Genomic DNA, 12,869 nt, shown 5'->3' on the forward strand with positions numbered 1-12,869 from the left:
CGTTTGCCGTAGGGACGTGACCCTCACCTTCAGCCCTTGGGGGCAGTACCGAGATGTCCACCTCCCGCAGCAGCACCGAGCACCCCTCCGACGACCCCGGCGGCGGTGAGCGCGCCCGTATCGGGCTCGACGAGGCCGAGGCGGCGCTGGTCGAGCAGTACACCCGGCTCGTCGTCCTCGCCTATCTGACCCTTCCCCCGTCCCTCACCCGGCATCGCCGGGTCCTGGTGGCGCACGGGCTGGTGCAGCGCGCGCTGCCCGGCCGTACCGGGGGCGGTCCGGTGCCGGTGCCCGCCCCGCGCGGGTCCGCGCCCGGTGACCGGCCCGCGACCTGGCTGCGGGTGCGGGTGCTGCGGACGGCGCTGGCGTACGGCAGGCGGCCCCGGCTCTGGCCCCGGCCCGTGCCGCCGCCCGCCGCGCTGCGGACCCAACTGCCGGTGGTGTGGGGGCTCAGGCTGTTCCCCCGGGCCGGTTCGGCGGAGGAGGTGGCCCTCGCGCAGGCCATGGCGCGGGCGTCGGCGCCCGAGCGGGCGGCGTTCGTGCTGCGGCAACTGGAGGGGCTGGCCGATCCGGACGCGGCGGCGCTGCTGCGGCAGGCGGGCGCCGATGCCCCGCGGGACGCGGTGCGGGCCTCCTACGCGGTGGAGGCGGCGGCCGGTGAGGGGGCGCGGGCGCTGCTGCGGTCGCGGGAGTTCGACGCGTGCACGGTGCAGTTGCGGCCGACCGATCTGCTGCGCCGGCGGCGTCGGCTGCGGCTCGCGGGGCTGGGCGCGGCCCTGGTGGTGGCCGCGGCGGGGACGCTGGTGGCGGTCGAGGGCGGAGGCGGTCCCGGGCGGGTCACGCCGGTGCCGCCGACCGGTGCCGTGACGGCCGACGAGCTGGTGCGGGTGGCCTCCGGCGTCTGGTCGGACACCGCGCGGGTCGACTTCACGGCCTGGCCCGTCCGGGGTGAACGCGCCGCCGACCAGGAGCTGCTGGCACGGGCCCTGGCGGTCTGGACGGACCCCGCGCGCGAGGTCCGGGTCACCACCGCGCCCGGCACCCCCACCACCGCCCCCGGTCCGGTGCCGCAGTTGCTGTACGCGGGCGAGGTCGACGGGGAGACGGTGGTGCTGTTCCACGACAGCCAGCGTCTGGTCCGCTACGCCGAGCGGGGCGCGGCGACGACGCTCGACTTCGCGCGCGCGGACGACGCCGATGTGACGACCTCGGCGGCCGTCGCGGTGACCCGGCGGCCGGAGGGGGCGCGCTATCTGCTGGCGCCGTGGATCGCGGAGTCCGGGATGCGTGATCTGCTGCGGCCCGGCGCGGCGACCCGGCCGCTGGCGGCGGAGGGCGGGCTGACCGCGCCCGTGCCGGTGGCGTCCGGCGCGGGTGACTGCGGGAGCGTGCCCGTGCTGTGGTTACGTTCCTCCGAACTGATCGTCGAGAAGCACGCGTTCCTGGTCGCCGACCTCGGCGATCCGAGCCCGGTCCATCTCGGGTACACCCCGCCGCCGTCGTCCGGGGATCCGGCCCGGCAGCCCCGGGAGGCGCTGAGCGCGGGGGCGCTGGCGAGCTGGGCGCGCAGCGCGTGCTGGCTGCCGGAGCTGCGCGGCCGGGGGGTGCGCGCGGTGAATGTGTGGGACTTCGCCGAGCAGGAGCTGCCCGAGGACGCGGGGCGCGCGGTGTGGTCGTGCCGGCGGGCCTCGACCTGGCGCGGTCCGGGTGAGGTGGCGGTGGAGTTCAAGGCCCCGGCGGGGGCGGGGAGCACCGATCCGGCGCGGGTGGTGGGCCGGGCGCGGTCCACGGCGGCCTGCGGGCGGTTCGGGCAGCATCTGGTGGCCGCCACCACCTGGCGGGCCCCCGGGTCCGGTACGTCCTATCTGCTGGCGGCGGGCAGCCGGGAGGTCACCGGTATCGAGGTGACCGGGGGCGTCGCCGCCACCCGCGAGGGCCCGACCCTGGCCGAGCGCGGGGAGGAGGGCCCCGGGGTGCGGGTGCGGGCCCGGCTGAGCACCGGGGAGGAGCTGGCGCCGGTCGCCGGACCGGGCGGCTCCTGAGCCGTGCGGGTGTGTCGGGGCGCCGGAGCGGCGTCCCGGCTGTGCATGCTGCCCAGTGGAGGCGCCCCCACAGGTCGGGATGACCAGTGACCCGGGTCGCAGCCGCGCCTACCGTCGGTCTCCACCCGCCACGCCCTCCGGGAGACCGGTCGGCGCACGCGTCAGCGACGGGCGACGGGCGACACCAGCGGGCGACAGCAGCAGGCGAAAGGACGTGCCCATGCTCAGAATCGGGATCGACGTCGGTGGCACCCATACCGACGCCGTGGTGATCCGCGACGGCCGGGTGGCCGGTGCCGTCAAGACCGCCACCACGGCCGAGGTGACCGGGGGCATCGTCGAGGCCCTCGCCGGACTGCGGCGCGACAGCGGGTTCGACCCCGCCGAGGTCGCCGCCGTGATGATCGGGACGACCCATTTCATCAACGCGCTGGTGGAGGGCGACCGCCTCGCCCCCACCGCCGCGATCCGCTTCGGGCTGCCCGCGACCCGCGCGCTGCCGCCACTGGTGGACTGGCCGGAGCGGCTGCGCACCGCGATCGGCGGGCACAGCCATCTGTGCCACGGCGGGCACGAGTACGACGGCAGCGAGATCGAGCCGTTCGACGAGGCCGAGTTCCGGGCGGTGCTGGAGCGGGCCGTGGACGCCGGGGCGCGTTCGTTCGCGCTGTCGTCGGTGTTCTCCCCGGTGAACGCCGAGTTCGAGCTGCGGGCCGCCGGGATCATCGCCGAGCAACTGCCCGGCGCCCCGGTGAGCCTGTCCCACGAGATCGGCCGGATGGGGCTGCTGGGCCGGGAGAACGCGACCGTGATCAACGCGGCGCTGTGCGATCTCGCCGACACCGTGACCGGCGGGCTCACCCGGACCGTCGCGGCGGCCGGGATCACCGCGCCGGTGTTCCTGAGCCAGAACGACGGCACCCTGATGGACATCGAGTACGCCCGCCGCTATCCGGTGGTCACCTTCGCGTCCGGTCCCACCAACTCGATGCGCGGCGCGGCGTTCCTCTCCGGGTCGCTGTCCTGCGCGGTGGTCGACGTCGGCGGCACCACCACCGATGTGGGCGTCCTCCAGCAGGGCTTTCCGCGCGAGGCGTCCGCCGATGTGAGTGTCGCGGGCGTGCAGACCAACTTCCGGATGCCGGACGTGCTGTCCGTCGCGATCGGCGGGGGCAGCGAGGTCTCCGCCGACGGCCGTACGGTCGGCCCGGCGAGCGTCGGCCACCGGCTCACCGAGCGGGCGCTGGTCTTCGGCGGCGACCGGCTCACCGCCACCGATCTCGCGGTCGCCGCGGGCCTCGCCGACATCGGGGACGCGTCCCTGGTCAAGGGCTTGGACCCGGCGATGGTCGCGGACTCCCTCGCGCGGATCGGCGGGCGGATGGCGGAGATCGTGGACCGGATGCGGGTGTCGGCCGAGCCGGTGCCGGTGGTCGCGGTGGGCGGCGGCAGCATCCTGGTGCCGGACGATCTGCCGGGCGCCTCCGGCGTCGTACGGCCCGAGCACTTCGCCGTGGCCAATGCCATCGGCGCGGCCATCGCCCAGGTCGGCGGTGAGGTGGACCGGGTGTTCTCGGTGGCGGGACGGCAGCGGCAGGCGGCGCTGGACGAGGCCCGGCAGGAGGCCGTGGACCGGGCGGTCGCGGCCGGGGCGCGGCCCGGCTCGGTGGAGATCGTGGACGTCGAGGAGGTCCCCCTCGCCTATCTCCCAGGCAACGCGACCCGCATCCGGGTCAAGGCGGTCGGCGACCTGGGCCTGGACGGTACCGAGGGACGGAACGGCAACGGCAACGCGAACGGAGACGGTGATGCGTGAGATCACGGACCGGCAACTGCCGGACATGGCCCGGGGCGCCGCCGTCCTCGGTACCGGCGGCGGGGGCGACCCGTACGTGGGGCGGCTGCTGGCGCAGGAGGCGGTGCGTCGGCACGGGCCGGTGACCCTGGTCGACGTGGACGAGGTCCCGGACGACGCGGTGGTGGTGCCGACGGCGTTCATGGGCGCGCCGACCGTGCTGGTGGAGAAGCTGCCGTCCGGGGCGGAGATGACGGCCGCCCTGCGCGCGGTGGAGGAACTCATCGGCCGGCCCGCCACCCACACCGTCTCCATCGAGGCGGGCGGCCTCAACTCGATGATCCCGATCACCGCCGCCGCCGAACTGGGACTGCCCCTGATCGACGCCGACGGCATGGGCCGGGCCTTCCCCGAACTCCAGATGCTGCTGCCCACCCTCGGCGGGATCCTCGCCTCCCCCATGGCCCTCGCCGACGAGCGCGGCAACACCCTCGGCGTGCGGGCCGTCGACAACGGCTGGGCGGAGCGGCTGGCGCGGACGGCGACGGTGGAGATGGGGTGCAGCGCGGGCGTCAGCCTGTATGTGCTGACCGGCCGTCAGGTCAAGGAGCATCTGGTGCGGGGCACCATGACCCTGTGCGAGCGGCTCGGGCAGGCGATCCGCGAGGCAGCCGACGCGCACACCGATCCGGTGGAGGCGGCGGCGGGCGTGCTGGGCGGGCGGCTGGTGTTCACCGGCAAGGTCACCGACGTCCAGCGGCGCACCGAGGGCGGGTTCGCGCGGGGTGAGGCGCTGCTCGACGGGCTCGGCGCCGATCTGGGGCACGGGCTGGGGGTGTCGTTCCAGAACGAGAACCTGGTCGCGCGGCGGGACGGCGAGGTCGTGGTCAGCGTCCCGGACCTGATCTGTGTCCTCGACACCGACAGCGGCACCCCGGTCACCACCGAGGGCCTGCGGTACGGGATGCGGGTGAGCGTCCTCGCGGCCCCCTGCGACGAACGGTGGCGCACCCCGGAGGGCCTCGCCCTGGCCGGACCGGCGTACTTCGGCTACGACCACCCGTATGTGCCGGTGTGAGACCGGGCCCGGGTGCCGTGTCCCGTGTGGGACCGGACCCGAGTTCCCGTGTCCGGTGTGGGACCGGACCCGAGTTCCCGTGTCCGGTGTGACACCCAGCCCCACCGCCCGTGTCCGGTGTGGGGTCCGGCCCGGGTCCCGGTATGACCGTCCCCCTGTGTGCCGTCATGGCCTCTCTCCTGCATGATCGGAGCGTGACCAGGACGGACGGCGGCCGTGACCCGGCCCGAACGACGGAGGACCCGGGCGGGCCGTGGCGGCTGACGGCCGACGCGGTGCCCGCACTGGCCGCCGGGGCGGCCCTGCTGGGCTCCGGCGGGGGCGGGGACGTGTCCGCCGGGGCGCGGCTGCTGCGCCAGGCACTGGCGGCGAAGGGCGGCGGTGTTCCCGTCGTCCGCGCGGACGGGCTGCCCCCGGACACCCTGGTCGTGCACGTCGGGCTGTTCGGCGCGCCGGACGTCCTGGAGGAACGGCTCTTCGCCGCCGAGGACTTCGGCCGGGCCCTGCGGGCGGTGGAGGAGACGGTCGGGAGGACGGCCGGGGCGGTCGGGGTGATCGAGATCGGCGGGCTGAACGCGCTGACCCCGCCGCTGACCGCCGCGCACCTCGGACTGCCGGTCGTCGACGGCGATCTGATGGGCCGTGCCTTCCCGCGACTGTTCCAGACCAGGCCGGCGCTGCACGGCCGCCCGGCGGAGCCGATCGCGGTGGTGGGCCCCGGCGGGGACACCGTCGTCGTCCGCCGCTGCACCGCCCGCCGGGCCGAGCGCCTCGTCCGGGCGAACGCGGGGGCCCTCGGCGGAGCCGCCGCCATCGCCCTGTACGCCGTCACCGCCGCCGACCTCATGGCGTACGGCATCCCGGGCTCGGTCGGCCGCTGCGCCGCGCTCGGGGCCGGGTTCCTGGCGGCGCGGGACGCGCCCGTGGACGCCCTGTGCGCGCGACTGGGCGCCCGGCTGCTGGGGCAGGGGCGCGTGGACGAGATGGTGCCCCGCGACGGGACCGTCCCGGGCAGCGCGACCCTGCTGGATCAGGTGTCGGGGGCCGTGCTGCGGGTGGATCTGCTGGACGAGTATCTGACGGTGGCCGTGGACGGCCGTACGGTGGCGGCGACCCCGGAGGTCGTCGTCGCGCTCGACCCGGCCGGACGGAGCCCGGTCCGCTGCGACCAGTTGAGGCCGGGTCGGCAGGTGGCCCTGCTGCGGCTGCCGCCGCTGGTCCGGTGGCCGCGGGCGGCGGACGGCCTGGTGGGACCGGCGGCGTACGGGCTGGTCACGGACCGGGAGGAGGAGGCGGGGTGAGCGGCCGGGCGAGCGTGGCGGAGCTGCTGGCGGAGCCGGTGCTCGCGGGCGCGGTGGTGCTGGCGGGGCGGGCGGGGCTGTCGCGGCCGGTGACCGATGTGACCTGGTACGCGGGGCAACTGGAGGGGGTGGCCGGGCATCTGGTGGTGTGCGAGGAGGACCGGGTGTCGCCGCCGTACCGGCTGGACGCGCTGGTGCGGCGGGCGCAGCAGGCCGGGGCGGCGGCGCTGCTGATCACGGCGGACCGGACCCGGCCGCTGCTGTCGAGCCTGCGGCTCGCGGACCGGCTCGGCATCCCCGTCGTGCGCGTCGAGAACGCCGATCCGCCCCGGCTGCTGCCCGCCCTGACGGTCCGGGTGCGGGCGTACGAGTCGGTCCGGGCGCGGACCGTACTGGAGTTGCTGCGGCAGCTCGGGGCGCGCCGGTCCGGGCTGGAGGTCCTCGGCGCCGCCGGGCGGGTGCTGGCGGTGCCGCTGTCCCTGCTGGGCCCGGACGGCACCCCGATCAGCGGGGAGCCGGTGGCGCTGCCGCCGGAGCTGCGGCTGGACCTGCCGGTGGCGCAGGGCTCGGCGCGGCTGCTGGTGCATCCGGTGCAGGACCTGGACGGCACCCGGGCCGCGGCCTGGCTGGCCGGGGCGCTGCCGGGTCCGGCCGGGGAGGAGCGCCGGGAGACGGTGGCGGTGGGGCTCGCGATGACGGAGCCGTTCGTGCGGGCGTGGCTGGCCGGGCGGCGGGCGCGGGCCGACCGGGACGCCGCGTTCCGGGCGCGGGTGCTGGCGGAGGTGCTGGCCGGGCGGGACTCGGTGAGCCGGTCGGTGGTCGAGTCGGCGCTGTCGCTGGGCTGGCGGCTCGCGGACTGGCATGTCGGCGTCCATCTCCTGGCCGCCCATCCGCGCGGTGCCGGGGGCCGCGACGACGTCGTGTCCCGGCTGGGCGCCGCCCTCGACGCCCAGGGGGTGCGGACGGTCGCCGTGGTGGACCGCGGCGACGGCTGGGCCGCCTGGACCAGCGACGACCGCGAACCCCCGGGCACCGCCGCCCGCGACCTGCTGAGGGCGGTGCGTACGGCGGTGGCGGCGCTGCCCCGCGACTGGGGGGCGGTCGCCGGGATCGGCCGTCCGCACCCGGGGCCGGGCGGGCTCGCGCGGACCCTCGCCGAGGCCCGGGACGCGGCGGGGCTGGCCCGCAGCCACGGGTTCCGTCCGGCCGTCGAGCACGCCGACGAACTCGGCGTCGCCCGGCTGCTGGCCACCTGGCAGGAGTCCGAGGTCACCCGCGCCTTCGCCGAATCGGCGCTGGCCCCGCTGCGGGGCCCCGAGCACACCGCTCTGCTGGCCACCCTGAGGGTGTTCCTGGAGAGCGGCGGTTCGGTGACCTCCGCCGCGCAGACCCTCGGCGTCCACCGCAACACGGTCGGCGCCCGGCTCCGGCAGGTGCGCGAACTGCTCGGGGTGGACCTGGACGACCCGAGCCGGCGGCTCGCGCTCCAACTGGCGTGCCGGGCGCTCGACTGACCGTGGCGCGCCCTCGCACTCCAGGATGCCGGCTCCGGGCCGTGACCGGGGAACGCGCCCACCGGCCGGGTCAGATGTACTCGCAGTCGATCGTCGGGTCGGACGGGCCGTCCTGCGGGGCGCCGGGCACGGGGCCGTTGTTGGAGCCGCCGCTGACGTACACCGCCGAGATCCAGCCCAGGGACCGGCCGGGGGTGATGATCTGGACCCAGTAGGTGTTGGTGTAGGGGCCGTCGGTCACCCGGCCGGACTCTCCGGCGTTGATCTGGCAGTACGCCTTGACCGTGACCCGGGTGAGGCGTTCGGTGGTGGCGAGGTCGCAGGAGGTGCTCTGGCAGGAGCGGACGCGGACATCGTTGGCCCAGATGTGGACGGAGCCGCTCGGCGGGTGCGCGGCGGCGGGCTGGGCGAGGCCGAGGAGGAGCGACGCGGTGGCGGTGAGCAGTCCGGCCAGGAGCCGCGCGGGGCGAGCGGCGCGGGTGGCGCGGGTGGTGCGGCGCGGGCGGGGTGTGGTGGGGGTGGGTGTCGGGGCGGTCATGGTGGGGGTGGTTGCCGTGGCGGTCATGGGGCGGGTCGTGGTCGTGGGGGTCATGGTGGGGGGGGTCCTCTCCCGGCGGTGGGCGGTGGTTCCGGGCGGCGGGTGCCGCGCCGGTCATCCGGGCGACGGGGGGTGGGGGCGGTTCGTATGACCGGTGGTCGCGGGTCGGCGGTGACGGGGCGCCGGGTTCCTGGAGTTGCAGGGGTTACGGGGGCTACAGGGGTTCGCGGGCCTCGCGGCTGTCGAGGTCGGTGAAGACGCGGTGGGCCTCGGCCTCCAGTGCGGCGGACCGCGCGGGGTCGCCCAGGGCCAGGGCGGCGCGGGCGAGGTCGCGCAGGGTGCGGGCCCGCCACAGGGGCAGGGCCAGTTGGTCCCAGAGGGCGAGCGCCTCGCGCAGGGTGCCGGTCGCGCCGCGCGGGTCGGCGGTGGCGAGCCGCCATTCGCCGAGCGTGCGCAGCACCAGGGCCTCGCCGAACACGTCCTGGCGTTCCCGAGTGATCTCCAGGCAGCGGTCCAGGCGCTCGCGGGCCCGGTCCGTGCGGCCCTGCCGGAACTCCGCCTTGGCGAGGGACTGGCTGGCGTACATCACCCCGAAGGCGTCGCCGAGGGCGTCGAACAGGGCGAGGGAGTCGCTCAGCAGGGCCTCCGCCCGGGGGAGGTCGCCGCGGGCCCGGTGCACCAGGCCCAGTCCGCGCAGCGCCAGGGCCTCACCGTGCCGGTCGCGGGCGGCGGCGAAGCGGCGGTGGGCGTCGGCGAGCGCGTCCCATGCCTCGGTGAAGCGGCCCTGGTCGCGGTGGACGCAGCCGATGCCGTAGAGGGCGTGGGCCTGCGCCGCCCGGTCCCCCGGCTCGTCGTAGTGGGCCAGGGCGGCGGTGAGCAGGGTCAGGGCCTCGGTGAAGCGGGCCTGTTCGCGGCGGGCGGTGCCCATCCCGGCCAGCGCCTGGGCCCGGCCGCGGCGCACGGCACGCTCCTCGAAGCGGGTCAGGGCGGTGGCGAAGAAGGTGTGCGCCTCGTCGAACCGGTCCTGCTCCAGGCGGAGTTGCCCGAGTCCGTGCAGGAGCCATGCCTCACCCTCGACGTCCCCGCCGCGCCGGGCCGCGTCCAGGGCGGCGTGGTGGGAGCGGGACCAGGCTTCGAAGGTGTTGTAGAGGGCGGCGGAGGCGGCCATCAGGGCGGCGGCCAGCTCCCGGGCGGCACCGGACATGCCGTGCTCGGCGCAGTGCAGGACGGCGGCGAGGAGGCAGTGGTGTTCGGCGGCGAACCAGGCGGCGGGGTCGGTGGGGGTGAGGGTATCGGGGTCGGTGGGGGTGTCGGTTTCCGCGGAGGTGTCGGCGGGGGGTGCTGCTCCGAGGGGCTCCCGGGCGGGCGGGCCCGGTGTGCCAGGTGTGCGGGCAGTCGCCTCCGCGTCCGTCGCGCCCGCCGTCCCCTCCGCCCGGTTCGCCGCCCCCTCCGTCCCCTCCGTCCCTTCCGTGCCCGTCGGCAGCAGGTGGGACGCGCCTCCGGGGCCCCTGGCCGCCGCGTCGCGGGCCATGGTGAGCCAGCGGTCGACCAGGCGGCGTACGGCCGCCTCGCGTTCCTGGGGGTCCTCGTCGGCGAGGCAGCGCTCGCGGGCGTGTTCGCGGGCCAGGTCGTGGATGCGGTAGCGGGTGCGGCCGGTCCCGTCGGTGCGGACGACCTCCACGAAGTGGCAGTCCACCAGCCGTTCCACGGCGTCCTCCGCCGCGTGTTCGCCGATGCCGAGGAGCGGTCCGGCGATCCAGGCCGCGAAGTCGGGCAGGTCCATCAGGGCCAGCCGGCGCAGGGCGCGCTGTTCCTGGGCGTCGAGGTCGGCGTAGCCGAGGCCGAGGCTCGCGCGGACCTCCAGGTCGCCCGCCCGGAGTTCGTCGAGGCGGCGGCGCTCGTCGCCGAGCCGGGCGGCGAGCCGGGCCGGGGTCCAGTGCGGGCGGGCGGCGAGCCGGGCACCGGCGATACGGACCGCGAGCGGCAGCCGGCCGCAGAGGGTGACGATCTCGGCGGCCCGGTCCCGTTCCAGGGTGGGACGGGTGGGGCCCGCGACCCGGGCGAGCAGATCCAGCGCCTCGGCCTCGGAGGGGACCCCCAGGTCGAGATGGGCGGCGCCCTCCAGGGCCATCAGCCGGCGGCGGCCGGTGACCAGGACGGCCGAGCCGCCGCCGGGTGGCAGCAGCGGGCGCAGCCGGGCCTCGCTGACGGCGTTGTCGAGGATGAGCAGGACGCGGCGGCGGGCGATGTGCGTGCGGTAGAGGCCGAGGAGGTCCTCCTCGTCGCGGGCCGGGGTGTCGGGGTCGATGCCGAGGGCGCGCAGCAGCCGGGCCAGGGCGTCGGCCGTCCGTACCGGTTCGGAGTCGGCGGCGCGCAGGTCGACGAAGAGCTGTCCGTCGGGGAAGAGGTCGGCGGCGCGGTGGCCGACGTGGACGGCGAGGGCGGTCTTGCCGGTGCCGGAGCGGCCGGAGATCACGCCGACCGGCGGGGCGGTGCGGCGCGGGTCGCGGACCTGTTCGAGGAGGGTGGTGGCCCAGGCGATCTGTTCGCCGCGCCCTATGAAGTCGGCCACGTCGGGCGGGAGCTGGGAGGGGACGGCGGGGCGGGCGGCGGGGCCGCCGGAGGGCCGGGCGGGGTCCTCGGACGGACCGGCCTGGGCGGGGACGCGGTCGGCGGTACGGGTGGGGCGGGGTGCGGCGGCCGTACCGAGCACGGCGGTGTCGGCGCGGAGCACGGCGTGGTGCAGGGCGCGCAGTTCGGGGCCGGGGTCGACGCCGAGTTCGCTGCGGAGCAGGCGGCGGCCCTCCTCGTAGCAGCGCAGGGCGTCGGCGGCGCGGCCGGTGCGGAACAGGGCGGTCATCAACTGGCCGCGCGGGCGTTCGCGCAGCGGGTGCGCGGCGACATGGGCGACGAGTTCGGCGACCAGGTCGGAGCGGCGGTCCAGGTCGAGTTCGGCGGCGAAGCGGAACTCCTCCGCTTCCAGGCGGAGTTCGGTCAGCCGCAGCGCCTCCACCCGGGCGAAGCCCTGGCCCAGCCCCTCCAGGGCGTCCCGGCCGTGCCACAGACGCAGGGCGGTGTGCAGGGTGTCGACGGCTTCCTCGGAGCGTCCGGCGCGGGCCGCGTCCCGTCCGGCGGCGCAGGCGGCGGCGAAGCGGCGGGCGTCCACGGCGGCGGGCGGGAACTCGGCGACATAGCCCGGGGAGCGGGTGCGGACGGCGTCGGCACCCTCCCAGCCGGCCAGGGCGCGGCGCAGTCCGGAGATGTGGGAGGCGACGAGGGCGCGGGCGGTGGCGGGCGGCTCTTCCTCCCAGACGAGATCCACCAGCCGTCCGGCGGAGAGCAGTTCTCCCAGATGGACGACGAGTGCGGCGAATATGGCGGTCGGTTTCGCACCGCCCAGCGGAATTCTCCGGCCGCCGCTCCACACCTCGACCGGCCCCAGCAGGCGAACGTCCACCGTGTCCCCCGACTTCACGTTCCCGCACGTCGGGGACAACATACCGGCCGGTGTGCACGGGCATGCCGAACACCGCGCCGCCGGTTTTCGGGTGGCGGCGCGGCCGGGACACGAAGTGGCCGAAAAGCGCTGGGTGTCCGGTGCTAATTCCTCCTCATTCGAAAAGGAGACTGTCCGATTTCCACGGTCCGGACGTTGACGGGACGATCGGGAACGGCACTCCGTATGAGCGAGTCGCGCAATCGGCCGGAAAGTCCGTGCGCGGCCAGAAAGCGTCCCCGCGAGGAGGCGCCCCCGCGAGGATTCCCCTCCGCACGGATTCCCCTCCGCGCGGAATCGCCCCCACGCGGAATCGCCCCCGCGGAATCGCCTCTGCACGGAAGCGCGGAGTCTTGGAAGGGCCCTACAGAGCTTCTGCATCGTTCTTGCAGAGCGCCCCGGCACGCTGTGAGCGTGACGGACATCATCCTGCTCTCGGATCCCCGGGTGGCCGCGACCGCGGTCGCCGACACCGGTGAACCCCTGGTCGACGTACGGGCGACCGCGGCGCTGCGGGTCGACGCGCGGAAGGCGGACGGCGACGGCTCCTACGCCCGGGTCCGGGCCGATGTGCTGCGCCGGCTGCTGCTCGCCCAGGGCGCGCTGCCCTCCGGCGTCCATCTGCTGCTGGTGGAGGGCTTCCGGCCGCCCGCGCTGCAACGCCGCTACTTCGAGGAGTACTCCGCGACCCTGCGCGCCGCGCACCCGCAGGCCGGGCCCGCCCGGATCCGCGAGCTGGCCAGCGCCTACATATCGCCGCCGGAGGTCGCCCCGCACGTCAGCGGCGGCGCGGTGGATCTGACGCTGTGCGCCGCCGACGGCACCGAACTCCCGCTCGGCACCGAGGTGAACGCCACGCCCGAGGAGAGCGGGGGACGCTGCCGCACCGGGGCGCCGGGCCTGGACGCCGGGGCCCGCGCCAACCGGGCGGTGCTCGGCCGGGCGATGACGGCCGCCGGGTTCGTCAACTATCCGACCGAGTGGTGGCACTGGTCGTACGGGGACCGCTACTGGGCGCTGCTCACCGCGGCACCCGCCGCCCGTTACGGACCCACCGACCACTAGCGGTCGGCCACTGGCACGGCACCACGGCCGGACCAGACAA

At 76.4% G+C, this 12,869-nt stretch carries 8 protein-coding genes; 6 read left to right on the plus strand and 2 right to left on the minus strand.

Annotation, left to right across the window (positions count from 1 at the left end):
• The first annotated feature begins 53 nt into the window (after positions 1-53).
• The 5 genes from AB0O01_RS02530 to AB0O01_RS02550 all read left to right on the plus strand — a co-directional run bounded on the left by AB0O01_RS02530 (position 54) and on the right by AB0O01_RS02550 (position 7,730).
• Positions 54-2,042 carry a hypothetical protein gene (locus tag AB0O01_RS02530; protein WP_365310189.1) on the plus strand — a complete coding sequence of 663 codons (1,989 nt, stop codon included), beginning with the start codon at positions 54-56 and terminating at the stop codon, positions 2,040-2,042.
• A 220-nt stretch (positions 2,043-2,262) separates the two neighbouring features.
• Positions 2,263-3,858 (plus strand): hydantoinase/oxoprolinase family protein, encoded by a 1,596-nt coding sequence (locus AB0O01_RS02535; RefSeq protein ID WP_365310191.1) that lies wholly within the window; start codon positions 2,263-2,265, stop codon positions 3,856-3,858.
• A complete protein-coding gene (locus AB0O01_RS02540; protein ID WP_365310193.1) occupies positions 3,851-4,915 on the plus strand; it encodes a DUF917 domain-containing protein in 1,065 nt (354 codons plus the stop codon). The genes AB0O01_RS02535 and AB0O01_RS02540 overlap by 8 nt, the downstream gene beginning before the upstream one ends.
• A gap of 194 nt (positions 4,916-5,109) precedes the next feature.
• The gene (locus AB0O01_RS02545; RefSeq protein WP_365310195.1) at positions 5,110-6,216 is read left to right on the plus strand and encodes a DUF917 domain-containing protein; all 1,107 of its coding nucleotides are present in this window, start codon (positions 5,110-5,112) and stop codon (positions 6,214-6,216) included.
• The gene (locus AB0O01_RS02550; protein ID WP_365310197.1) at positions 6,213-7,730 is read left to right on the plus strand and encodes a helix-turn-helix domain-containing protein; all 1,518 of its coding nucleotides are present in this window, start codon (positions 6,213-6,215) and stop codon (positions 7,728-7,730) included. The genes AB0O01_RS02545 and AB0O01_RS02550 overlap by 4 nt, the downstream gene beginning before the upstream one ends.
• Positions 7,731-7,800: 70 nt before the next feature.
• Here AB0O01_RS02550 and AB0O01_RS02555 read toward each other — a convergent pair whose 3' ends face one another.
• Positions 7,801-8,322, minus strand: coding sequence for a hypothetical protein (locus AB0O01_RS02555; protein WP_365310199.1), 522 nt, complete (start codon positions 8,320-8,322; stop codon positions 7,801-7,803).
• Positions 8,323-8,482: 160 nt separating this feature from the next.
• On the minus strand, positions 8,483-11,725 hold the full coding sequence (locus AB0O01_RS02560) for a BTAD domain-containing putative transcriptional regulator (protein ID WP_365310201.1): 3,243 nt from the start codon (positions 11,723-11,725) through the stop codon (positions 8,483-8,485).
• A gap of 453 nt (positions 11,726-12,178) precedes the next feature.
• On the opposite strand from AB0O01_RS02560, the gene AB0O01_RS02565 reads away from it, so the two are divergent.
• The gene (locus AB0O01_RS02565; RefSeq protein ID WP_365310203.1) at positions 12,179-12,829 is read left to right on the plus strand and encodes a M15 family metallopeptidase; all 651 of its coding nucleotides are present in this window, start codon (positions 12,179-12,181) and stop codon (positions 12,827-12,829) included.
• Positions 12,830-12,869: the final 40 nt, after the last annotated feature.

The organism is Streptomyces sp. NPDC093252, from assembly GCF_040683675.1.
In the GTDB taxonomy this organism is placed as follows: domain Bacteria; phylum Actinomycetota; class Actinomycetes; order Streptomycetales; family Streptomycetaceae; genus Streptomyces.